At 53.5% G+C, this 22,008-nt stretch carries 21 protein-coding genes; 15 read left to right on the top strand and 6 right to left on the bottom strand.

The genetic code is table 11. From position 1 onward, the window contains the following. The first annotated feature begins 90 nt into the window (after window positions 1–90). Together WA429_RS12880 and WA429_RS12875 are read left to right on the top strand one after the other, a co-directional pair. Window positions 91–1,257: a type III PLP-dependent enzyme gene (locus WA429_RS12880; RefSeq protein ID WP_068519001.1), complete on the top strand. Its 1,167-nt coding sequence runs from the start codon at window positions 91–93 to the stop codon at window positions 1,255–1,257. Window positions 1,258–1,469: 212 nt separating this feature from the next. Continuing rightward, window positions 1,470–2,987: a malonate--CoA ligase gene (locus WA429_RS12875; protein ID WP_287464991.1), complete on the top strand. Its 1,518-nt coding sequence runs from the start codon at window positions 1,470–1,472 to the stop codon at window positions 2,985–2,987. A gap of 135 nt (window positions 2,988–3,122) precedes the next feature. Here WA429_RS12875 and WA429_RS12870 read toward each other — a convergent pair whose 3' ends face one another. Further along, entirely contained in the window at window positions 3,123–3,281 is a 159-nt protein-coding gene (locus tag WA429_RS12870; protein ID WP_082817820.1) for a DUF1127 domain-containing protein, read from the bottom strand. 481 nt (window positions 3,282–3,762) lie between these two features. On the opposite strand from WA429_RS12870, the gene WA429_RS12865 reads away from it, so the two are divergent. Further along, a complete protein-coding gene (locus WA429_RS12865; RefSeq protein WP_287464992.1) occupies window positions 3,763–4,731 on the top strand; it encodes an HAD-IIA family hydrolase in 969 nt (322 codons plus the stop codon). An 87-nt stretch (window positions 4,732–4,818) separates the two neighbouring features. Here the strand turns inward: WA429_RS12865 and hemB are convergent, their stop codons facing one another. From hemB to WA429_RS12845, 4 genes are all read right to left on the bottom strand, one after another. After that, a complete protein-coding gene (hemB, locus tag WA429_RS12860; protein ID WP_068519004.1) occupies window positions 4,819–5,826 on the bottom strand; it encodes a porphobilinogen synthase in 1,008 nt (335 codons plus the stop codon). Window positions 5,827–5,916: 90 nt separating this feature from the next. Continuing rightward, the gene (locus tag WA429_RS12855) at window positions 5,917–7,131 is read right to left on the bottom strand and encodes an MFS transporter (protein ID WP_287464994.1); all 1,215 of its coding nucleotides are present in this window, start codon (window positions 7,129–7,131) and stop codon (window positions 5,917–5,919) included. A 34-nt stretch (window positions 7,132–7,165) separates the two neighbouring features. After that, window positions 7,166–7,927 carry a DeoR/GlpR family DNA-binding transcription regulator gene (locus WA429_RS12850; protein ID WP_287464995.1) on the bottom strand — a complete coding sequence of 254 codons (762 nt, stop codon included), beginning with the start codon at window positions 7,925–7,927 and terminating at the stop codon, window positions 7,166–7,168. A gap of 131 nt (window positions 7,928–8,058) precedes the next feature. Next, window positions 8,059–9,345 (bottom strand): O-acetylhomoserine aminocarboxypropyltransferase/cysteine synthase family protein, encoded by a 1,287-nt coding sequence (locus tag WA429_RS12845; protein WP_101246284.1) that lies wholly within the window; start codon window positions 9,343–9,345, stop codon window positions 8,059–8,061. Between the two features lie 225 nt (window positions 9,346–9,570). Here WA429_RS12845 and WA429_RS12840 point away from each other — a divergent pair, with 225 nt between their 5' ends. The 10 genes from WA429_RS12840 to WA429_RS12800 all read left to right on the top strand — a co-directional run bounded on the left by WA429_RS12840 (window position 9,571) and on the right by WA429_RS12800 (window position 19,149). Continuing rightward, window positions 9,571–10,710: an isobutyryl-CoA dehydrogenase gene (locus tag WA429_RS12840; RefSeq protein ID WP_287464997.1), complete on the top strand. Its 1,140-nt coding sequence runs from the start codon at window positions 9,571–9,573 to the stop codon at window positions 10,708–10,710. Window positions 10,711–10,713: 3 nt separating this feature from the next. After that, window positions 10,714–11,805: an enoyl-CoA hydratase/isomerase family protein gene (locus WA429_RS12835; RefSeq protein ID WP_287464998.1), complete on the top strand. Its 1,092-nt coding sequence runs from the start codon at window positions 10,714–10,716 to the stop codon at window positions 11,803–11,805. 74 nt (window positions 11,806–11,879) lie between these two features. After that, entirely contained in the window at window positions 11,880–12,770 is an 891-nt protein-coding gene (mmsB, locus tag WA429_RS12830) for a 3-hydroxyisobutyrate dehydrogenase (protein ID WP_068519010.1), read from the top strand. A gap of 127 nt (window positions 12,771–12,897) precedes the next feature. Then, window positions 12,898–13,089, top strand: coding sequence for a DUF6898 family protein (locus WA429_RS21445; protein WP_101246281.1), 192 nt, complete (start codon window positions 12,898–12,900; stop codon window positions 13,087–13,089). Between the two features lie 353 nt (window positions 13,090–13,442). Then, on the top strand, window positions 13,443–14,366 hold the full coding sequence (locus WA429_RS12825) for an ABC transporter permease subunit (protein WP_068519011.1): 924 nt from the start codon (window positions 13,443–13,445) through the stop codon (window positions 14,364–14,366). Then, a complete protein-coding gene (livM, locus tag WA429_RS12820; protein WP_287465000.1) occupies window positions 14,366–15,886 on the top strand; it encodes a high-affinity branched-chain amino acid ABC transporter permease LivM in 1,521 nt (506 codons plus the stop codon). The genes WA429_RS12825 and livM overlap by 1 nt, the downstream gene beginning before the upstream one ends. Beyond that, window positions 15,883–16,737: an ABC transporter ATP-binding protein gene (locus WA429_RS12815; protein WP_068519013.1), complete on the top strand. Its 855-nt coding sequence runs from the start codon at window positions 15,883–15,885 to the stop codon at window positions 16,735–16,737. Before livM ends, WA429_RS12815 begins: the two co-directional genes overlap by 4 nt. Window positions 16,738–16,757: 20 nt before the next feature. Then, window positions 16,758–17,468 (top strand): ABC transporter ATP-binding protein, encoded by a 711-nt coding sequence (locus WA429_RS12810; protein WP_068519204.1) that lies wholly within the window; start codon window positions 16,758–16,760, stop codon window positions 17,466–17,468. A gap of 11 nt (window positions 17,469–17,479) precedes the next feature. Continuing rightward, window positions 17,480–17,836: a DUF6867 family protein gene (locus WA429_RS12805; protein ID WP_068519014.1), complete on the top strand. Its 357-nt coding sequence runs from the start codon at window positions 17,480–17,482 to the stop codon at window positions 17,834–17,836. Window positions 17,837–18,042: 206 nt separating this feature from the next. Beyond that, window positions 18,043–19,149, top strand: coding sequence for a branched-chain amino acid ABC transporter substrate-binding protein (locus WA429_RS12800; protein WP_068519015.1), 1,107 nt, complete (start codon window positions 18,043–18,045; stop codon window positions 19,147–19,149). Window positions 19,150–19,284: 135 nt separating this feature from the next. On the opposite strand, the gene WA429_RS12795 is transcribed toward WA429_RS12800, so the two are convergent. Next, complete coding sequence (locus WA429_RS12795; RefSeq protein WP_068519016.1) at window positions 19,285–19,704, bottom strand: MucR family transcriptional regulator; 420 nt, start codon at window positions 19,702–19,704, stop codon at window positions 19,285–19,287. Between the two features lie 466 nt (window positions 19,705–20,170). On the opposite strand from WA429_RS12795, the gene rpiB reads away from it, so the two are divergent. Further along, window positions 20,171–20,605: a ribose 5-phosphate isomerase B gene (rpiB, locus tag WA429_RS12790; RefSeq protein ID WP_101246278.1), complete on the top strand. Its 435-nt coding sequence runs from the start codon at window positions 20,171–20,173 to the stop codon at window positions 20,603–20,605. Between the two features lie 110 nt (window positions 20,606–20,715). Beyond that, complete coding sequence (gene glyA / locus WA429_RS12785) at window positions 20,716–21,990, top strand: serine hydroxymethyltransferase (RefSeq protein ID WP_287465001.1); 1,275 nt, start codon at window positions 20,716–20,718, stop codon at window positions 21,988–21,990. Window positions 21,991–22,008 lie beyond the last annotated feature (18 nt).

The following is a 22,008-nucleotide window of genomic DNA, read 5'->3' as shown; positions in this document are numbered from 1 at the left end:
GCAAAGGGCTGATAACCTTGTCGTGCAAAAAGGCCAGCCCGGCGGCGGTACGTGTCTGGGCGCCAGCATTTCGCAAACGATGGAGTATTTATGCCACGTCATTTCGATACGACGTTCGATGTTGTTAAGGAACTCAAGCCTTCCTATCCGGTTTATTGTCTCAGACCCAATATTCTTCGAGAAACAGCGCAGCGCTTTGTCGAAATGTTCCCGGGCGACGTCCTTTATGCCGTGAAATGTAATCCGCATCCCGAAGTGATGCGCTATCTCCATGAAGGGGGTGTTCGACATTTCGACACGGCATCGCCAGAAGAAATTTCGCTGGTGCGTCGCCAGTTTCCGGGCATGAAGGCCTATTTCATGCATCCGGTCAAAAGCCGCGATGCCATCCGGAATGCGCATCGTGTGTATGGCATTGATCACTATGTCATCGACACGATCGAAGAGCTCGAGAAAATCCGCGAAGAAACCGAAGGCGACAAGAACCTTGTCATTCATGTGCGCCTGGCAACGCCCCCGGCCGGGGCGACCTATAACCTGTCGGCGAAGTTTGGTGCGCGTCCGATGGTCGCCGCAGAGCTTCTTAAGAAGGTTGATGAATACGGATATGAAGCCGGTCTTTGCTTCCATGTCGGGTCGCAATGCACCACGCCGAACGGCTATCGGATCGCGGTTGAGCTGATCCGCCAGGTTGTCGATTTCTCAGGTGTTCAGGTCAAACACATCGACGTCGGTGGCGGTTTCCCGGGTCAGTATATGAACCAGCGCGGTGCCAGCCTTGAAGAATTCATGGACGAGATCAAGGATTGCATTCGCTGGCTTGATATGCCCGAAACGACCTTTATGTGCGAACCGGGTCGTGCACTTGTTTCAAGTGGCATTTCCCTGATTACCCAGGTTCACCTGCGCAAGGAAGATACCCTGTTTATCAATGACGGTGTGTATGGAAGCCTGTCTGAAACCGTGACGGGGCAGCTTCGATATCCGGTGCGGCCCATGCGGATCAATGGTGAATTCATCGAAGATGAAACGCTTGATTTCACCATTTATGGCCCGACCTGCGATAATATGGATGTGTTGCCAGCGGCTGTTTCCTTGCCGGCGGATATCCGCGAAGGGGACTGGATCGAATTTGGCCATATTGGGGCCTATAGCAACGCACTTGCGACCCACTTCAACGGGTTCTTCCCGGAAATGCAGGTCACGGTTGGCGAAGCATTCCCGTTTGTGGATGGCGAATTCCCCTATGTGGCCTGACCGCGCACCGAGTTGCGACGGTTAATTGATTACCGTGCGGGTAAGCAGTTTCTCTGCTTACCCGTTTTTCTTGGGGTGTCGCGTTTGGAAAATATCATTATCGGTAAAAAGGTACTTGTTTACCGATAATGATTGATTGCACTATGTTGCCCGCATTCGGAACCGGCAGGGGATCTGTCGGTCAAAAGACCAATCTTCGGGGAAGCAATACAGTGACCAACAGCCTTTTCATGCGTATCCGTGACCGGTTTCCAAAAGACCTTTCATCGGTTCTGATCGAAACGCCGACCGGCAAGACATACAGTTATGCCGACGCGGATACGTCATCGGCACAGATTGCCGGTTTGTTGACGTCACTTGGTGCGCGCAAAGGGGATCGGGTGGCTGTTCAGGTCGATAAATCCCCCGAGGCACTGTTCCTGTATCTGGGGTGCATCCGGGCTGGCTTGGTTTACTTGCCGCTGAACACCGCCTACCAGGCCGGGGAACTTTCATATTTCATGGGCAATGCATCTCCGGTGGTGTTTGTTTGTCAGCCCCATCGATTGGAAGAAGTCACCGCAATCGCCAAGGAGCAGGGCGTGACCCATGTTCTGACACTTGGCACCAGGGGTGATGGCAGTCTTATGGATGGTGCCGCCGGACAATCCGGGCGGTTTGCACCTGTGGCCTGTGCCGATGATGATCTGGCCGCGATCCTTTATACGTCAGGCACCACGGGAAAGCCCAAAGGCGCAATGATGACCCAGATGAACCTGTGGTCCAATGCGGCAACGCTTGAAAAGCTGTGGGGCTTTAACGGGGATGATACCCTTTTGCATGCCTTGCCGATTTTCCACACCCACGGGCTTTTCATCGCCTGTCACTGTGTGATGTTGTCGGGCTCAAAGATGTTCTTCCTGCCGAAATTTGACCGTGACGAGGTCATGGCGCTTTTGCCGCGCAGTACGGTGATGATGGGTGTTCCAACATTCTATGTGCGATTGCTGGCAGAAGATGACTTTGATGCGGATGTTACCGCTAACATGCGCTTGTTTATATCGGGATCCGCCCCGTTGTTGCCAGAAACTTTCACTGCGTTCAAGCAGCGTACAGGCAAGGCTTTGCTGGAACGTTATGGCATGACGGAAATGGGGATGGCGACGTCCAACCCGCTGGACGGGGAGCGTATTGTTCATACTGTTGGCCCGGCACTTCCCGATGTTGAGGTTCGCGTCTGTGATGGGGACGGTAACGTTCTGGGAACCGACGAGATCGGCGTTCTTGAAGCGCGCGGGCCGAATGTTTTTGCCGGTTACTGGCAGATGCCGGAAAAAACAGCAGAAGAATTTCGCCAGGACGGCTTTTTCATTACCGGCGATATCGCCAAGATCGACGCCAAGGGCTATGTCCATATTGTCGGACGGGCCAAGGATCTTGTGATTTCTGGCGGCTTTAACGTGTATCCGAAAGAAATCGAAACCCTGATCGATAAAATGGAAGGGGTTGTTGAAAGTGCCGTGATCGGTGTTCAACATCCCGACTTTGGCGAGGCGGTTGTTGCCATAATCGTTCCGACCCACAAGGAGGCCCTGTCAGAGGATGGGGTAATCGGCGCCATCAAATCGCAGCTTGCGAACTTCAAGGTGCCCAAGCGGGTGTTCTTTGTCGAAGAATTGCCACGCAATGCGATGGGCAAAGTCCAGAAGAATGTCCTGCGCGACGACTATAAGGGCCTGTTTGCAAGCTAGGCGATTGGGCCGCCACGATGTTGAGGCCGCATGAGTGCGGACGTGGCTGAATACTGACGATGCTGAAATGCGGACAAAGAAAAACCCCGGCAGATCATCTGCCGGGGTTTTTCTCAAGGACGCTACGGTCGTGGCTTAGCGACCGAAAGCAACACGGTGTGCTACATCGTCGATCATGTCGCGGTTCAGACCGATGTCAGCCAGTTCGCGCGTATCAAGTTTACGCAGCGCAACCTGGGTCTGGTACTGAACGCGAAGAGCGCGAAGGAAAGCGAAGATTTTAGTTACGATCATTTCATCACCTATTTCAAACCGGCCGTTTCACACGGCGTCTATTCAGATAACCGGCATGTTCTCACCGAAGGTATTCCGCGAAGGAATAGTTAACTGGTTTGACGTGTCGGTTTGTTTACAATGTATCGAATGATCATCTGCTTGATGGCGCATTTACCAGTCGATACGTCCTATTCATTTGGTGAAGGCAATCTACGTCTGATTGTTGTGTTAATCCAATGCGTTTTTTGCATGGCAGCGGCTTGGAAAGCGCAGAAAGTCACCAAATTGCAATGAATTGGCGATAATACGGTTACATGAGGCTTCTTTTGCAATTTTAATTGCTATGCTAATGGTGCATGGCTAATGAAATTGCGCGACGCGTGTCGGTTGATTTTGGCAGTTGCGCGCATTTAACAGGAATTGGGATGTATTTGGGGTCGCAATCAGCCGGAAAAGACCGTAACTTGCGCGACCAAATGCACGAACAGGAGAATTGACCATGAGCATCAATCGGCCGCGTTTGAATTTTACGCAGGCAATCGACGCATATTTGCAATATGCGCCGCGATTGCCGCAAGTGCAGGCTGATGCTGTTCCGGCAAAAACCGACTATGTCGAAAATCTTCTGGCGATTTCCGATCAGTTTGATCTGATTGTGTTTGACGCGTTTGGCGTTCTCAATAGCGGCCCGACGGCCATTCCCGGTGCTGTAAAAACCATCGCCACGCTTCAGGAAGCGGGCAAGAAGATTGCCGTTGTCACCAACGATGCGTCCAGTTCGGCAGAGGCCATCCTTGCCCGCCATCGCAAGCGCGGATTTGATTTTGACAACAGCAACCTGATCAGCAGCCAGCAATTCATTGCACCACTGATGCATGAACATGCCGATATTACCCATTGGGGGGCAATGGCCCCGGCGGACTGGCCGTTTCATGTCTTGCCCGACACTGTCGAGCCGCTTGGCGCGGACCGCGCACTCTATGACCGTGTCGATGGTTTTCTGTTGATTGATTCGGAAAACTGGTCAGATCAGCAGCAGGAAATGCTGGAACAAAGCCTTGCCGCCAATCCGCGGCCAATTTTGGTAGGCAATCCGGATATCTGTGCACCAATGGGGGACTTCCTGTCCGTGGAATCGGGCTATTTCGCCCATCTGGCGGCGGATGCATGCGGGGTGATTCCCCAATGTGTCGGCAAACCGTATCATCACGTGTTTGAAGAAGTTCTGCGCCGCCACCCGGATGTCAGCCGTGATCGCGTCCTGATGGTTGGCGATACGGTGCATACGGATGTCCTGGGCGGTCTTGCATCGGGGATCAAGACGCTTCTGGTGCATCAGGGGGGATTCCTTGATGGTCAGGATATCGAAAGTGTCTTTGCCAAATCCGGTCTGCGGCCACATTTCTGCGCGCGTGCAATCGGCCATGGTATCGCCGATCCGGTCAGCGAAGCGGCCTGTTGTGCCTGATCATCTGGCTTTATGATCCCGGGAAATGCAAAAGGGCCTCGTTTGAGGCCCTTTTTTGTGTTCTGGATCGGGATTGTGTGCCGTGGCTTATCCTTCAAGCGCCTCGGCGACTTCAATGGCGCTATAGGTCAGAACCCCGGATGCGCCCGCACGTTTGAAGCATGAAAGCGTTTCAATCGCGCAGCCGATATAATCCAGCCAGCCATTCTGGCCCGCAGCCCGCAACATCGCATATTCCCCCGATACCTGATAGGCAAAAACCGGCACACCAAATTCCTGGCGCACGCGATAGAGAACATCGAGATACGGAAGACCCGGTTTGACGATGACCGAGTCTGCACCTTCTTCGAGGTCATAGGCAACTTCACGCATCGCTTCGTCGCTATTGGCAGGGTCAAGCTGATAGGTTTTCTTGTCTGCCTTGCCCAGCGCGCTTGCAGAACCGATGGCGTCACGGAACGGTCCATAGAAAGAGGACGCGTATTTCGCGGAATAGGCCATGATCTGAACGTTCTTGAGACTTTCGCCTTCAAGTGTTTTGCGGATCGCACCGATGCGGCCATCCATCATGTCGGATGGCGCGACAACGTCACAACCTGCCTGGGCCTGGACAAGAGCCTGACGGACCAATGCTTCGGTGGTTTCGTCATTCAAAATCTGACCATCGACGACGATCCCGTCCTGACCGTCGGAATTGAACGGATCAAGGGCGACATCGGTGATGATGCCGATATTGGGGCAGGCATCCTTGATCGCCTTGGTCGCACGGCAGACGACATTGTCGGGGTTATAGGCTTCGCGCGCGTCCTTGGTTTTGAGGTTCGCTTCGATATAGGGAAACAGTGCCAGGGCAGGGATGCCAAGTTTTTCTGCATGTTTGGCGGTTTCGACCAATACATCGACAGACTGGCGTTCAACGCCGGGCATGGACGGGATCGGGGTGCGCTGGTTGGTGCCATCAATCACAAAGACCGGCAAAATCAGATCATGTGCGGTCAAGCGGCTTTCCGCGACCATGCGACGGGACCAATCGGACATGCGGTTACGACGCTGCCGGGTGCTGGGAAATGTGCCATAGGCGAATTTATTGGCCATGATCTGTACTCTGTTCTGTGAGGCGGGGCGAACCTTGGATCCTGCCCGAGGAGTGGACAGGCCAATTTATGGGACAGATTTCATGCGCAATCAACCATTGCTGGCGAATTGCAGCCGTGCACGCATGGTCAGAAGGTAAACCGGGATAATCAGGGCAAGGAAGCTGGCGGTGATGGCAAATGCTGTGACAAGGCCGGCCACCTGACCGATTGCGCCAATAATCGGCGGTCCTGCCATGATTGCCGAATAACCGGTGGCCGCGATGATCGACACCACCGCACCGCCACCTTTGCCCGTGGCCTTTGATGCCGCCGACAGCAAAAGCGGAAGAATAACCGCAAGCCCGGTGCCGGCAATGCCGCACCCGATCCAGGCCACGATATAATGCGGTGACAGGGCGATGATAAAGGTGCCAAGGGATGCCAGAACAGAGCTTGTCAAAAGAACCGGTGCACGGCCGAATTTCATCACCAGTGCATCACCCGACAGCCGGGTTGCAGCCATTGCGCAGGAATAAATGGCAAAGCCGACAGCGGCCATGGTCGCACCCGATGACAGCTCGCTATTCATAAAGACTGTCGCCCAATCGGTAATGACGCCTTCGCCGAATTGCCCGATAAAGGCACAAACACCGAACGGAAGCAGCATCAGGAACATGGGGCGGTCCTTTTGCGCGTCGGATGTTCCCGCATTCCCGGTGGCAGCATGGTCTGCCGTTTCCTGATTGTCCTGCAAGATGGCGATTGCATCCCGGTCGGACAAAAGTTTGGTTTGGGCAATGATATGGGCGATCAGAAAGACCGAAAGAATGACGGGCAGGTGATAGCTGTTATCAAAGGGCAGGGCGAACCATGCCGCGGCAATACCGGCACCGGCAAAGCCGCCAAGGCTCCAACAGCCATGAAGGCCTGACATGATGCTGCGTCCTTTGACCCGTTCGACATTCAGGCCATTGGCATTCATTGCCACATCAAGAAACGCACCGGAAAATCCAAGGGCAAACATCGCAACAGAGATGCTGACATAGGATTGCATGAAAACCGGAATGCCAACCGCGATGAAATAGGCCAGCCCGGAATAGCGCACGACCAGCTCGCTTCCGATGCGATCGGAAAGGCGGCCGGCGATCGGCATCACGGCAAGCACCCCAATGGCTGCAGCCAGCAGAATACCACCCAGTTCGTCATGACCAAGGCCAAGCCGTTCCTGCACCAGGGGGATATGCGGCACCCAGCTTGAAAAGGCAGCGCCATGCAAAAAGAAGATTGTGCGTACCCGGTTATGGGGCTGGGAATAATTTTGCATCTTTGGTGGCTCCGGTCACTGGGCGTTTGGGCAATCAGGCCTGAACAACGTTCATTCCGCGCTTGGCATAGTTTTTGAGATATCCGGCCGAAAGTTTGCGACCTGTTACAAGGTGGGATATCGCATCAATATCACACACCCGGAATGGCAGGCTGGTTTCAAGTTTGTCGGCGGTGGTGACAGCGATGATTTCGGCTGATTGGCTGATCATTGCGGCCTTTGATGCGCGTTCATCGGGGTGGCTGGTGGACAGTCCCGACTCAGGATGCAGGGCACAGGTCCCGAGCAATGCCAGATCTGCATTATATTTGCGGATTTCATCAATTGTGGTCGGTCCACAGACGACCATGTCATTTTTCAGAAGCGTACCGCCCAGCATGATAACCCGGGCGTTCGGGTGGGCGGCCAGCTCGACGGCAATCATCGGGTTGACGGTAATAACCGTGCCGCGAAAGGACGGTTTGAGGTGCCGTGCCACTTCGCAAATGGTGGTGCCACTGTCAAAAAATACCACGGCGTCATCCGGGATCAAATCGCGGGCGGTTTTCTGGGCAATGGCCGTGCGTTCGGGCTGAAGATCACGTGCGCGTTCTTCATAGGTTTCGCTTGGCTTGTTGGGAAGCACCGCGCCACCATGGATGCGGCGGAGCTGTCCTTCCTCTTCAAGCTGGCGCAAATCGCGGCGGATGGTATCAAGGGATGCATGAAACAGGGCAGCCAGGTCATGAATATGAACTGTTCCCATGTTTCGCAGCAGTTTCAGGATTTCATCCTGACGGGTAATGACGCTCGACATTGCGTTGCCTGTTTTGCATGTTGTGCATGTTTTGCCGATTTCATCTAGGCCTGTTTGCGAATTTGGTCAATGAAAAACCGGTCGAACGTTGGTTCGACCGGTTGCAGATGACGTCGCAAAGTTTTGCAATATCAGGCTTTATCAAGGGCCTGTGTCAGATCGGCCAGAATATCGTCAATATGTTCAATGCCGATGGACAGTCGGACATAACCGTCAGTCACACCCGATGACAGACGATCCTGTTCCGACAACTGGCTGTGAGTCGTCGTAGCCGGATGGATGGCAAGTGATCGCGTATCACCGATATTGGCGACGTGATAGAACAGCTCAAGCGCATTGATGAATTTCTCACCGGCGTCTTTGCCGCCCGCCAGTTCAAAGCCCATCAGTGACCCGTACCCACCTTTGAGATAGCTGTCTGCACGACGGCGGCTTTCACCGTCCTGTTTGCTGGGATGGATGACCTTGGTGACTTTCGGATGTGATGCCAGAAAGTCGGCAACCTTGTTGGCATTCTCGCAATGACGTTCCATGCGCAGCGGCAATGTTTCCATGCCCTGGATGGTCTGGAACGAATTGAACGGGGATGCAGCGGCACCGATGTCACGCAACAGCGTGCAGCGCAATTTGATCGCATAGGCAACCGGGCCAATCGGTTTGACAGCCTGCGTCCAGACCGCACCGTGATAGCTGGGATCAGGTTCGTTCAAAAGCGGGAAGCGTTTGGCATGTTTTTCCCAGTCAAATTTGCCGGAATCGACCACAACACCACCAACCGACGTGCCATGACCGGCAATGAATTTGGTGGTCGAATACATTACGATGCTTGCGCCATGTTCGATCGGTTTGCAGATGACCGGGGCGGCTGTGTTATCGACAATCAGCGGAATGCCAAGCGCGTCACCGATGGTGGCAACTTCGCGGATCGGGAAGACCTGTAATTTCGGGTTCGGCAGGGTTTCTGCATAAAAGGCACGGGTCTTGTCATCAGCGAGTTTGCGGAAGCTTTCCGGGTCAGCCGGATCTGCAAAGCGCACCTCGATGCCCATTTGCTTGAATGTATTGGCAAACAGGTTCCAGGTCCCGCCATACAAATCTGTCGAGCTGACAATATTGTCGCCGGCCTGTGCGATATTCAGCACGGCAAAAGTCGATGCCGCCTGACCCGAACCAAGTGCAACCGCAGCAGCGCCGCCTTCAAGGGCGGCAATGCGCTGTTCAAGCACATCATTGGTCGGGTTCATCAGGCGCGTATAGATATTGCCAAGTTCCTTAAGCGCGAAAAGGTCGGCGGCATGCTGCGTGTCGCGGAACTGATAACTGGTGGTCTGATACAGCGGAACCGCAACAGACCCGGTCGTCGGGTCGGCGCGATAGCCTGCATGAAGAACAATGGTTTCCGGTTTCGTGGACGACATGATGTGTTTCCCTGATTTATTGTTGTTCCTGACGCGGAGAAGGTAAGCCGACAGCACCATCATCAGCAAGAAACATTTGGTGAAAACGACTACGTGAATGCACGTAAACGGTGTGATTTTTTACTATTGTGATAATTCGGTACTGTTATACCGAATGAATTGACAAGAGGGTGTTTTCACGTTTACGTAAAGGGAAAACAGATAAACTTCAGAGGCGGCGATCCAATGGAATTCAACCTGTCTGACGATCAGCAGGCATTTGCCCAGGCTGCGCGTGATTTTGCCCAGAACGAAATGGCACCACATGCGGGTGAATGGGACGCAAAGCACATTTTCCCCGAAGAAACCCTGCGCAAGGCGGCAGAGCTTGGCTTTGCCGCGATCTATACGCGGGAAGAGTTCGGCGGAACCGGGCTTGGCCGTCTGGATGCGGCTGTCATCTTTGAAGAACTTGCGGCGGCGTGCCCATCTACTGCGGCTTATATCTCGATCCATAATATGGCTTGCTGGATGATCGATAGTTTCGGATCGGACACGCAGCGCGAAACATATCTGCCCAAGCTTGTGACGATGGAACATTTCGCAAGTTACTGCCTGACGGAGCCGGGCGCGGGGTCAGATGCCGGATCGCTTCGGACCCGGGCGGTTCGTGATGGCGATCATTATGTCCTTAATGGTGAAAAGGCGTTCATTTCCGGCGGATCACGCAGCGATATATATGTTGTGATGGCGCGTACCGGCGATGACGGCCCGAATGGCATTTCGACCTTTATCATTCCCAAGGACACTGACGGGCTTTCATTTGGCAAGCTTGAAGAAAAAATGGGCTGGAACAGTCAACCGACATCCGCCGTTATCTTCAGCAATTGCAAGGTGCCGGTGGAAAACCGTCTGGGCGAAGAGGGCGAAGGTTTCAAATTTGCCATGAAGGGTCTGGATGGCGGGCGGCTGAATATTGCGGCCTGTTCGATTGGCGGCGCCCGTGCTGCAATGGAACATGCCCGCGATCACATGAAAGTCCGCAAGCAGTTTGGCAAAAGCCTTGATCAGTTTCAGGCGTTGCAATTCAAGTTCGCCGATATGGTAACCGAGCTCGAAGCAGCGCGCCTTATGCTGCACAAGGGAGCATGGAAGCTTGATCAAAAGGCCGATGATGCAACGCAGTTCTGTGCCATGGCAAAACGTTTTGCCACCGATATCGGGTTCGAGGTCTGTAACCAGGCGCTGCAATTGCATGGCGGGTATGGCTATATTCGCGAATATCCGATCGAACGGCTGTTGCGCGACCTTCGTGTTCATCAGATCCTTGAAGGAACCAACGAAATCATGCGGCTGATCATTTCCCGTGCCGCTTTGAAAGACTAGGCCATGAATAACACGTCTGATACCCAAACCACTGTTGCTGACGCGCCCGTGCTTTTTTCCCAACAAGGTGCAATCGGGCAGATCGTTCTTAATCGCCCGCGTGCGCTTAATGCGCTTGATCTTGTGATGGTCGATATGATGATGGGGCAACTCAAATCATGGGAAACCGATCCGTCGATCAAGGCCGTTGTGATCGAAGGTGCCGGTGAAAAGGCCTTTTGTGCCGGTGGCGATATTCGCGGTCTTTATGATGCGCGCAAGAATGATGACGAAGATCTGCTTGATGCCTTTTACCGGCGCGAATATCACCTTAATCATTACATCGCCAATTATCCCAAACCCTATGTCGCATTGATGGATGGCATCACGATGGGCGGCGGGGTCGGTGTTTCGATACACGGCATGTTCCGGGTGGCGACTGAGCGGACCCTGTTTGCAATGCCTGAAACCGGAATCGGGTTTTTCCCCGATGTCGGGGGTGGCTATTTCCTGCCACGATGCCCGGGGCAGATCGGCATGTATCTTGGCCTGACCGGTGCGCGGATAAAGGCCGCGGACTGCTTTTATGCAGGTCTTGCAACCCACGGCGTTGCAACCGACAAGCTTGACAGTCTTAAAGCCGATCTTGCGGCGGCGTCCTATGAGGGTGATGCAAAAGCCGTGGTTGCAGATATTCTCAAGCGCTATGAAACGGCTTTTGGTGATGCGCCGCTTGCGACCCTTCGCGATGATATTGACCGGACGTTTGCCGGTGACAGCGTTGTTGCAATCTTCGAGGCGCTTGAACGTGAAGAAACCGCGTTTGGCAAAGAGACCCTTGATATTCTGGCGGCAAAGTCACCGACGGCACTGTGCGTCAGCTTTGACCAGATCCGTCAGGGTCGTGACATGACGCTGGCTTCGGTTCTGAATATGGAATACCGGATGTCACAACGAATGGTGCGCAAGCCCGACCTGTTTGAAGGGGTGCGAGCCGTGATCGTTGATAAGGATCATGCCCCGAAATGGCAGCATGGTGATATCGGCCAGGTCGATCCGCGTGAAATTGCCGAGTATTTCGAACCGCTTCCGGTGGAAAAAGAACTTAATCTTTAAAATGATCCGGGCCATTCTATGGTCCTGAAAAATCAAAACAAAAGTCCCGAACGGGATGTCAGAGGAGACTTCAAATGGCGACTATCGGTTTTATCGGTCTTGGCAATATGGGCGGCCCGATGGCGGCAAACCTTGTCAAGGCAGGGCACGACGTCAAGGTATTCGATCTGTCTGCGGATGCGGTGGCCAAGGCAGTTGATGGCGGTGCGGGCAAGGCCGCAACAGTGGCCGAAGCAGCAAGCAATGTTGAATTTGTTGTAACCGTGCTTCCGGCCGGAAAACATGTTCTTTCGGTATATGACGGCCCGGACGGGGTGATTGCCAATGCCAAGGCCGGTACAGTTCTGATCGACAGTTCCACGATCGAGGTCGATGCCGCGCGCAAGGCATCTGAGCTTGCCCGTGCGGCGGGCCTTGGTGCGGTGGATGCGCCGATTTCCGGCGGAACCGCCGGGGCCGCGGCCGGGACCCTGACCTTCATGGTTGGTGGTTCGGATGCGGATTTCGCCCGCGCAAAGCCGATCCTCGAAGGAATGGGCAGCAACATCATCCATGCAGGTGACAGTGGTGCCGGGCAGGCGGCAAAGATCTGCAACAACATGGTACTGGGGGTCAGCATGATTGCTGTTTCCGAGGCCTTCATGCTGGCCAAGCGTCTTGGCCTTGATGCCCAGAAGCTTTTTGACATCTCGTCAAAGGCATCTGGTCAGTGCTGGTCGCTGACCAGCTATTGCCCGGTTCCGGGGCCGGTGCCGACATCGCCGGCAAACCGTGATTATCAAGCGGGATTTGCAGTTGATATGATGCTTAAGGACCTGAAATTGGCCCAGCAGGCCTCGGCGGCATCGGGGGCGACAACGCCGATGGGGGCACTGGCTGAAAGCCTTTATGCGCTTTATTCCAATAGCGGCCATGGGGGCATGGATTTCTCGGCCATTGTAAAAATGCTGGACGGGGAAAAGTGATCTCGTTCTCAGATGCTATGTCAAAGCGGGTCCGGATTTCCGGGCCCGTTTTTGTTAACTATTGCGTTGTCCGAGAATGGGCGCACAATAGGGGGCGGTTACATTCCCAAGGATCATCAGCATTACAATGACCACGCGACACAATACGTCAAACGAGATTTACTTTGAACTTCGTCAGGTGGGAACCTATCTGCGTTGTACGGCGATTGATGGTAAAACCGGGGTGGAGGTAACCGTTGCGGGACCTGTGAGTCGGAATCCTGAACAGTTGAAAAGGGTCGCCGCACAAAAACTTGAATACGTCCTGAAAAAGGGATAATGTATACAATATAAAGAGCGGGTGGCTTATCGGATCAGTGTTTTATTCCAATATCAATTCCTGATTTGGTGATTTTCACTAAAATCTCAAAGCCGCTTGCAGCCTTTGAACACATGTGTCTAAGGTTCACGCTCTAATCGCGCTTTCGGAAGTAAGAACCACAAACAGAATGGTCGGCTCCGAAGGCTAAAACCGGGTCATACCCGATAACAATAAGACGGAGGCTTCGCGGGTTTGCAAGGGGGCAATGGGGAGACTATGTCTCATCCAATCAATACATATATATGTGGCTTGATGCCTTCTGCCGAGCTGGCGAGGACCTTGTTTGTCTGTGCCAAATCTAAGGTTGTGCAATGGATTGGGCTTATTTCCTACAACAATTGATCAACGGTCTGACGCTGGGAGCCATTTATGGTTTGATCGCCATCGGTTACACGATGGTGTACGGCATCATCGGCATGATCAACTTTGCGCACGGCGAGATTTACATGCTCGGTGCGTTTCATTCCCTGATTACCTTCCTGATCTGTCAGGCGGCAGGGATCAGCGGCATTCTTCCGCTCACACTTCTTTTGATGCTGTTCGTTTCAATGGTTCTGACCTCGATTTACGGTTGGGGCGTGGAACGTGTGGCATATCGGCCCTTGCGCGGATCCTTCCGACTGGCAGCCCTGATTTCTGCCATCGGCATGTCGATCTTCCTGCAGAACTTTGTTCAGATTTCGCAGGGCGCGCGCGTTAAGCCGATGCAGCCGCTTGTTGAGGGCGGCATTACCCTTATGGAAAGCGCGAATTTCGACGTCCAGCTCAGCTACATGCAGATCGTGATCATCGTTCTGACCTTTGTGCTGATGGTTGTCTTCTCGCTGCTGATCGCCAAAACCTCGCTTGGCCGTGCACAGCGCGCTTGTGAACAGGACCGCACCATGGCGGGCCTTCTGGGCGTGAATGTGGACCGCACGATTTCGACCACCTTTGTCATGGGGGCCGCACTGGCATCTGTCGCCGGGATGATGGTGACCCTTTATTACGGTGTGATCGACTTCTATATCGGCTTCCTGGCCGGTGTGAAGGCCTTCACCGCCGCCGTTCTTGGCGGTATCGGGTCGCTGCCGGGCGCCATGCTTGGTGGGTTGCTGATTGGTCTGATCGAAGCATTCTGGTCGGGATATCTCACGATTGAATACAAGGACGTTGCAACGTTCGGTATTCTGGTTCTCGTGCTGATCTTCCGCCCGTGGGGTCTGCTTGGCAAGCCGGAGGTTGAGAAAGTCTGATGTCATCTGCATTTGCATCAACTCGTACCAACGGCTCGGAAGTTGTTAAGGAACTCGCGTTCTTTGCAGTTGTCGCGCTGCTGATGTCGGTCATGATCCTTGGTGTTGAAACGGTTGACCGTCCGACCGGTCTGGAACTGGCTGTTCGCTGGGATCTTGTTCTGATTGCCATCGGATCAACCGTGGTCGGGCGTTTTGCCCTGATCATGCGCCGCGAAGGCATGTCCCGAATTGTCCAGGCATTGCTGATTACGGTGACTGCGGTTGCCGTATTCGAAATGTTTGTCCGTTTCCGTGACATGGATGACCGCTGGGCATCGCCGGTGGTTCTGGATATGGCATTTGGCAGTGTGCTTAGCACCGTTGTCGCCATCGCCTTTGTCGCCATCGTTTTTGCCATCGCCTATTTCTCGATGAAGGAAAAAGGCTCGGTTGAAGTCGATGAAAGCGCAAAGCTGTCGTCCAAGATCCAGCTGGTTTATCGCTCAAACACCAAAAAGATCGGTCTGGTGGGGATTATCTTCTTCATCATCTTCCCGTTCCTGTTCGGGGAAAACCGTTCCGCGATCGACCTTGCGACCCTCGTGATGATTTACATCATGCTGGGGTGGGGGCTTAATATCGTGGTTGGCCTGGCTGGTCTTCTTGATCTTGGCTATGTGGCATTTTATGCAGTGGGGGCTTATTCCTATGCATTGCTGTCACAGAACTTCGATCTGAGCTTCTGGCTTTGCCTGCCGCTTGCCGGGATCTTTGCGGCCAGCTTTGGCATCATTCTTGGCTTCCCGGTTCTGCGTTTGCGTGGGGACTATCTGGCCATCGTGACGCTGGGCTTTGGTGAAATCATCCGCGTTGTTCTGATCAACTGGTATGATCTGACCGGCGGCCCGGATGGCATTTCATCAATCGAACGTCCGAGCTTCTTTGGTCTTGCCGATTTCTCCCGCCGTGTGCCTGAGGGCTCCGTTGCCTTTAGCGACCTGTTCGGGATGGACTATTCGTCCATGCATCGCCTGATCTTCCTGTACTACCTGATCCTTGCACTGGCACTTGTGACCAACTTTGTCACCATGCGTCTGCGCAAACTGCCGATCGGTCGTGCATGGGAAGCGCTGCGTGAAGACGAAATCGCATGCCGTTCGCTTGGCATCAACCCGACCAACACCAAACTTTCGGCTTTTGCGATTGGTGCGATGTTCGGTGGATTTGCCGGGGCGTTCTTTGCCACCCGTCAGGGCTTTATCAGCCCGGAAAGCTTCACCTTCCTTGAATCTGCCGTGATTCTTGCGATCGTGGTTCTGGGCGGCATGGGCAGTCAGATCGGTGTGGTTTTGGCCGCCATCGTGATGATCGGTTTCCCGGAAATGTTCCGTGAACTTGCCGAATACCGCATGCTGATCTTTGGTGCCGGTATTGTTGCCATCATGTTGTGGCGTCCGCGCGGTCTGTTGTCCTTCCGTGACCCGACCATTCTGCTCAATATGAGCCAGAAAGAAAAAGTTGCCGGAGAGTTGAAATGACCGACAACAAACTGCTCGAAGTCGAACACCTGACCATGCGCTTTGGCGGTCTGGTCGCGATTGATGACCTGTCTTTCACGGCTAATAAAAGTGAAATCACAGCAATCATCGGCCCGAACGGTGCTGGCAAAACCACGGTGTTTAACTGCCTGACCGGGTTCTATGTCCCGACCGAGGGGCGTTTGACCCTGCATGCCAATGATGGCCCCCGTTTGCTGGAACGGACCGAAGGGTTCCGCATTCCGCGCAATAACGGTGTTGCACGTACATTCCAGAACATTCGCCTGTTTACCGGGATGACGGTTCTGGAAAACCTGATCGTTGCCCAGCATAACCGACTGATGGAAGCATCTGCGTTTTCCATTGCCGGGCTGTTTAACCTTGGCCGCTATGCAAAGGCGGAAAAGGAAGCGATCGAAAAGGCGAAGTTCTGGTTGAACAAGGTTGGTCTGTATGATCAGGCTGACTGGAATGCCGGTAACCTGCCATATGGTTCCCAGCGTCGTCTGGAAATCGCACGTGCAATGTGTACTGATCCGTCACTTCTTTGCCTGGATGAGCCGGCAGCGGGCCTTAACCCGCGTGAGTCGGCAGAACTGAACATCCTGTTGCAAAGCATCCGTGATGATCAGGGCGTTGGTTGCCTTCTGATCGAACATGACATGAGCGTCGTGATGCAGATTTCCGACCATGTGATCGTTCTTGATTACGGACGAAAGATTGCCGATGGCAATCCCGATGCCGTCAAGAATGATCCGGCCGTTATCCGCGCCTATCTTGGCGAAGAAGAGGATGACGAGCTTCCGCCGGAAGTTGCCGCCGACCTTAATGTTGATCCGAATGCGCACTGAGGGAGTTCATCGATATGTCCATGCTTAAAATCGAAGGTGTTCATACCTTCTATGGCAATATCGAAGCCCTCAAGGGCATTGATATGGAAGTCAACGAAGGTGAAATCGTTACCCTTATCGGCGCCAATGGTGCCGGTAAGACCACGTTGCTGATGACTTGCTGCGGTTCGCCGCAGGCAAGCAAGGGCCGGATTTTGTTCGAGGGTCAGGATATCAGTCGCATGCCTATGCATGAGATCTGCAATCTTGGCATTCAGCAATCGCCGGAAGGTCGTCGCATCTTCCCGCGGATGTCGGTTTATGAAAACCTTCAGATGGGGGCAATTACCCAGGACCCGAAACATTTCGATTCGGATCTTGAAATGGTGTTTGATCTGTTCCCGCGCCTGAAGGAACGCATCAGCCAGCGTGCAGGGACCATGTCCGGCGGCGAGCAGCAGATGCTTGCGATCGGCCGTGCCCTTATGGGACGTCCGCGTCTTTTGCTGCTGGATGAGCCGTCACTTGGTCTGGCACCGCTTGTGGTGAAGCAGATTTTCGAGACCGTTGAAAAGATTAACCGCGAAAACAAGGTAACTGTCTTCCTTGTCGAGCAGAACGCATTCCATGCGCTCAAGCTCGCTCATCGTGGTTATGTGATGGTCAATGGCAATATTACGCTCTCGGGGACGGGTGCGGAACTTCTGGCAAACCCGGAAGTTCGTGCAGCCTATCTCGAAGGCGGCCACTAAGGAGGTCTGATATGGAATCCATTACGGGGACCAGCATTGGCGTCACCATTGGCATGACCATCATTCTGATGGGCTTCTGTGCCTTTATGACCGGGCAGGCCATCGCCAATACCTGGCGGCCGTCATACCAGCTTTTGCCGTATGCGCTGTTGCTCGGTCTTGTTGATCGTTTCATGGTCTATGCGCTGTTCGAAGGCGAACTTCTTTCGCTTTCAGGCTATATTTTTGACACGGTAATCTTGTTTGCAATCATGCTGGGGGCCTTCCGGCTGACCCAGGTGAACAAGATGCTGTCGCAATATCCGTGGCTTTATGAACGCGTTGGTCCGTTTGCATATCGGGCCCGCGAAGGGGCGGATGTGCGCTGATTTTTGTGGTGGCGTTTTGCGCCACCACACCATTGCTAAATAATTGGCAATACACCAGTTTGTACTATTGCACACCAATTCAGGGGTGTTAAAGTACTAGGGAGCTGAAACCGGTAATCGGCGAAGAATATGAGCCGGTTTCGGGTCCGAAAAGATGGTTCTGTCATGGTGATGGAACCAACCTTTGGAACAGGGAGACTTCTCTAATGTCGAAAACCAAGCTCGGCCTTCTTGCCACTGCTTCCGCGCTTGTTCTTTCAATGGGTGCTGCCAAGGCTGACATCGTGATCGCGACCGTTGGTCCGATGACCGGTCCTTATGCGGCGTTCGGCGAACAGATGACCAAGGGCGCAGAGAAAGCGGTTGCTGACCTCAACGCTGCTGGCGGTGTGAATGGCGAAAAAGTCGTTCTCGAGATCGGCGATGACGCTTGCGATCCGAAACAGGCAGTTGCAGTTGCCAACCAGCTCGTCAGCAAAAACGTTGCTCTCGTTGCTGGTCACTTCTGCTCGGGTTCCTCGATCCCGGCATCGGAAGTGTATTTCGAAGAAGGCATCGTTCAGATTTCCCCGGCTTCGACCAACCCGCAGCTGACCGAGCGTGACATGGACAACGTGTTCCGTGTTTGCGGTCGTGATGACCAGCAGGGTGAAGTCGCAGGTAAATACCTGGCGGAAAACTATGGCGACAAGAAAATCGCCATCGTTCACGACAAACAGGCTTATTCCAAAGGTCTGGCTGACGAGACCAAGAAAAACCTGAATGCTGCTGGCGTTACCGAAGCCATGTACGAAGCAATCACCCCGGCCGAGAAAGACTACTCGGCACTGGTGACCAAGCTGAAATCAGAAGGCATCGACGTTCTGTATTATGGTGGTTACCACACCGAGCTTGGCCTGATCGTTCGTCAGATGCGCGCTCAGGGTATGGATACCCTTGCCATTTCGGGTGATGCTCTGAACTCGCTCGAATACTGGTCGATCACTGGCGACGCTGGTAAAGGCACGCTGTTCACCGCTGGTCCGGCTCTTGAAAAAGATCCGCGCAACGCTGAACTCGTCAAATACTTCGAAGGTCAGGGTTACAAGCCGGAAGGTTACACCCTTTACACCTATGGTGCGATCCAAGCTTGGGCACAGGCAGTTGCCAAAGCCGGCACCACTGATTCCGAAGCTGTTATCGAAGCTCTGCACAGCGGTGCAACCTTCGACACCGTTCTTGGTTCGATCTCGTTCGACGCCAAGGGTGATGTTGCGGCTCCGGGTTACGTATTCTACGAGTGGGACAACGGTTCCTACGACTACGCAAACTAATCAAATCATCCGATTTGGAAAAAGCCCGGCACATGCCGGGCTTTTTTTATGACCGGCATAAGAAAACGCCGTTCCTTTTCGGGAACGGCGTTTTCTTGTTAGCAAGACTGCAGATATGCAGGGCAGTCTGAAAGGTTACTTCGCCTTGCGACCAAGACCGATCTTTTTGGCAAACTGCGAACGCTGTTTGGCGTAGTTCGGTGCGACCATCGGGTAGTCGGCCGGCAGGCCCCATTTCGCACGGTATTCTTCCGGCGTCAGGTTGTAGGTCGTGCGCAGGTGGCGTTTGAGCATCTTGAGCTTTTTGCCGTCTTCAAGGCAGATGATGTAGTCATCGCCAATCGATTTACGCACAGGAACAGCGGGTTTGAGCGGTTCTTGTTCAGGTTCTTTTTCAACTTCACGAATGTCGTCAAGCGAAGAAAAGACAGTAGAAATCAGTTCAGGAATCTGCGCAGCAGCAAGTGCATTGTTGCTGACATATGCAGAAACAATATCAACGGTCATCTGCAAGAGTTCGTCGCGGTCAAGCACGCTGTTCTCAGTTTCGGCCATGATTGAAGTAACCCTTCATTTGAAAATTCACATTAAAACTAATGCACTATTCCAAACAGATAGTCAAACAACAGAAAATAACAAGGGTCATTTATCTGATGTTATCATCAGACAAGTATATAGGGGTGCGTATAAGGTTATCGTAATTAGTACTTTTACGCGCATAGTTATGCAGTGAGGGCAGATATTTTGACCAATTGGTTAATATTGTCTTCGTGATTAAATCTCTAATTCTTTGCCGGGACAGTAAAGGGACGCTACTTTGTGGTGTTTCTGGATTTCGCTTAATACTATTGCGTGTCAAATCCCACGGCCGGGTGGGTGACAATATATATGCGTCCATCAATGCGCATATCTGGGTTTCGCAAAACTTGCCATTCTGGCCGAGCTCTGCGTTGGCAGGGGCACCGCTATATGCTACAAGGCGCTCAATTTTACTCTTTGACTTTTGAATAAAGGCGCGCAGATGACCGTCAAAACCCTTGCCATTGCGTCCGACCATGGCGGCGTTGAACTGAAATCAGCCATTATCGAACTTCTGAAAGACCGTGGCGTCGAGGTTTCCGATCTTGGTACCAATGGGTCTGCATCGGTGGATTATCCGGACTTTGCACAGGCCGTTGCCAAATCGATCATTGACGGTTCAGCCGAGGCCGGCATTCTGGTTTGCGGTTCGGGTATCGGTATGAGCATCGCGGCCAACCGGTTCCCGCAGGTCCGTGCTGCCCTTGTTCATGACCGTCTTTCGGCCGAACTTTGCCGCCAGCATAATAACGCAAATGTTCTGTGCCTTGGCGCACGCCTGCTTGGCGAAGCGACGGCACTTGATTGTGTTGATGCATTCATTTCGACCGAATTCGAAGGCGGTCGTCATGAAGGCCGTATTGCAAAGATGTCCTGAGCAAACATATTTCACCGCCATCTGGCATTAACCAGACCGGGCAGGGTGCGTTTGATTGTTGCCCGTCCTGTGACCTTGCCCTGTAACCTTGCATCGAAAGAGGCCCCAGCATGTCGTTCAAAGGCTTTTTCTCTACCAGCTTGTCCGACGCCGATCCGGCATTGTTCAAATCCGTCACCGACGAACTTGCCCGTCAGCAGAACCAGATCGAAATGATCGCTTCGGAAAACATCGTTTCCAAAGCCGTTATCGAAGCACAGGGTACTGTCCTGACCAACAAATACGCCGAAGGTTACCCGTCGCGTCGTTATTATGGCGGTTGCGAATATGTTGACGTTGCCGAGGCCCTGGCGATCGAACGCGCCAAGGAAATCTTTGGCTGTGAATATGTCAACGTTCAGCCGCATTCTGGTGCACAGGCAAACGGTGCGGTCATGCTGGCACTTTGCAAGCCGGGCGATACCATTCTGGGCATGTCGCTGGATGCCGGTGGTCACCTGACGCATGGTGCGCGTCCGGCACTGTCGGGCAAATGGTTCAATGCGATCCAGTATGGCGTGCGTGAAGACGACCTGACCCTTGATTACGATCAGGTTGAAGCGCTGGCCGTTGAACACAAGCCGACCCTGATCATTGCCGGTGGTTCTGCCATTCCGCGCCAGATCGATTTCAAACGGTTCCGTGAAATCGCTGACAAGGTTGGCGCGCTTCTGATGGTTGATATGGCGCACTTTGCCGGTCTGGTTGCCGGTGGCGTTCATCCGAGCCCGCTTCCCTATGCTGACGTCGTCACCACCACCACGCACAAAACCCTTCGTGGTCCGCGTGGCGGCATGATCCTGTCGAACAATCTCGACATTGGTAAAAAGATCAATTCTGCGGTCTTCCCGGGCTTGCAGGGTGGTCCGCTGATGCATGTGATTGCAGCCAAGGCGGTTGCCTTTGGCGAAGCACTGCGTCCGGAATTCAAGGCATATGCCCAGCAGGTCGTCGACAATGCCAAGGCACTGGCCGAAGTTCTGGTCAAGCGCGGCTTTGACATCGTGACCGGTGGCACCGATACGCATCTGATGCTGGTTGACCTGCGTCCCAAGGGGCTTAAGGGCAACACCGCAGAAGTCGCACTTGAGCGTGCGGGCATCACCTGCAACAAGAACGGCATTCCGTTCGATAGCGAAAAGCCGACCGTTACCTCGGGTATTCGTCTTGGTACGCCGGCTGGTACGACCCGTGGCTTTGGTGTTGAAGAATTCAAACAGATCGGCGAGCTGATCGGTGACGTTCTTGATGCCATGGTTGACAACCCGGAAGGCAATTCCGAGGTCGAAGCCGCTGTTCGTGCGAAGGTCGAAGACCTTTGCAAACGCTTCCCGATCTATTCCTGATCGCAAGAGCCGAGTATA

The sequence above is a fragment of the Thalassospira sp. CH_XMU1420-2 genome (genome assembly GCF_037029325.1).
Taxonomy (GTDB): Bacteria; Pseudomonadota; Alphaproteobacteria; order Rhodospirillales; family Thalassospiraceae; genus Thalassospira; species Thalassospira povalilytica.
This window is presented reverse-complemented; position numbering and strand designations above follow the sequence as displayed.

Bases quoted from the DNA above. Each gene is read 5' to 3' on its own strand.
- WA429_RS12880 (WP_068519001.1), top strand. From the start codon at position 91: ATGCCACGTCATTTCGATACGACGTTCGATGTTGTTAAGGAACTCAAG.
- WA429_RS12870 (WP_082817820.1), bottom strand. From the start codon at position 3,281: ATGATCGTAACTAAAATCTTCGCTTTCCTTCGCGCTCTTCGCGTTCAG.
- WA429_RS12865 (WP_287464992.1), top strand. From the start codon at position 3,763: ATGAGCATCAATCGGCCGCGTTTGAATTTTACGCAGGCAATCGACGCA.
- hemB (WP_068519004.1), bottom strand. From the start codon at position 5,826: ATGGCCAATAAATTCGCCTATGGCACATTTCCCAGCACCCGGCAGCGT.
- WA429_RS12855 (WP_287464994.1), bottom strand. From the start codon at position 7,131: ATGCAAAATTATTCCCAGCCCCATAACCGGGTACGCACAATCTTCTTT.
- WA429_RS12850 (WP_287464995.1), bottom strand. From the start codon at position 7,927: ATGTCGAGCGTCATTACCCGTCAGGATGAAATCCTGAAACTGCTGCGA.
- WA429_RS12845 (WP_101246284.1), bottom strand. From the start codon at position 9,345: ATGTCGTCCACGAAACCGGAAACCATTGTTCTTCATGCAGGCTATCGC.
- WA429_RS12840 (WP_287464997.1), top strand. From the start codon at position 9,571: ATGGAATTCAACCTGTCTGACGATCAGCAGGCATTTGCCCAGGCTGCG.
- WA429_RS12835 (WP_287464998.1), top strand. From the start codon at position 10,714: ATGAATAACACGTCTGATACCCAAACCACTGTTGCTGACGCGCCCGTG.
- mmsB (WP_068519010.1), top strand. From the start codon at position 11,880: ATGGCGACTATCGGTTTTATCGGTCTTGGCAATATGGGCGGCCCGATG.
- WA429_RS21445 (WP_101246281.1), top strand. From the start codon at position 12,898: ATGACCACGCGACACAATACGTCAAACGAGATTTACTTTGAACTTCGT.
- WA429_RS12825 (WP_068519011.1), top strand. From the start codon at position 13,443: ATGGATTGGGCTTATTTCCTACAACAATTGATCAACGGTCTGACGCTG.
- livM (WP_287465000.1), top strand. From the start codon at position 14,366: ATGTCATCTGCATTTGCATCAACTCGTACCAACGGCTCGGAAGTTGTT.
- WA429_RS12815 (WP_068519013.1), top strand. From the start codon at position 15,883: ATGACCGACAACAAACTGCTCGAAGTCGAACACCTGACCATGCGCTTT.
- WA429_RS12810 (WP_068519204.1), top strand. From the start codon at position 16,758: ATGCTTAAAATCGAAGGTGTTCATACCTTCTATGGCAATATCGAAGCC.
- WA429_RS12805 (WP_068519014.1), top strand. From the start codon at position 17,480: ATGGAATCCATTACGGGGACCAGCATTGGCGTCACCATTGGCATGACC.
- WA429_RS12800 (WP_068519015.1), top strand. From the start codon at position 18,043: ATGTCGAAAACCAAGCTCGGCCTTCTTGCCACTGCTTCCGCGCTTGTT.
- WA429_RS12795 (WP_068519016.1), bottom strand. From the start codon at position 19,704: ATGGCCGAAACTGAGAACAGCGTGCTTGACCGCGACGAACTCTTGCAG.
- rpiB (WP_101246278.1), top strand. From the start codon at position 20,171: ATGACCGTCAAAACCCTTGCCATTGCGTCCGACCATGGCGGCGTTGAA.
- glyA (WP_287465001.1), top strand. From the start codon at position 20,716: ATGTCGTTCAAAGGCTTTTTCTCTACCAGCTTGTCCGACGCCGATCCG.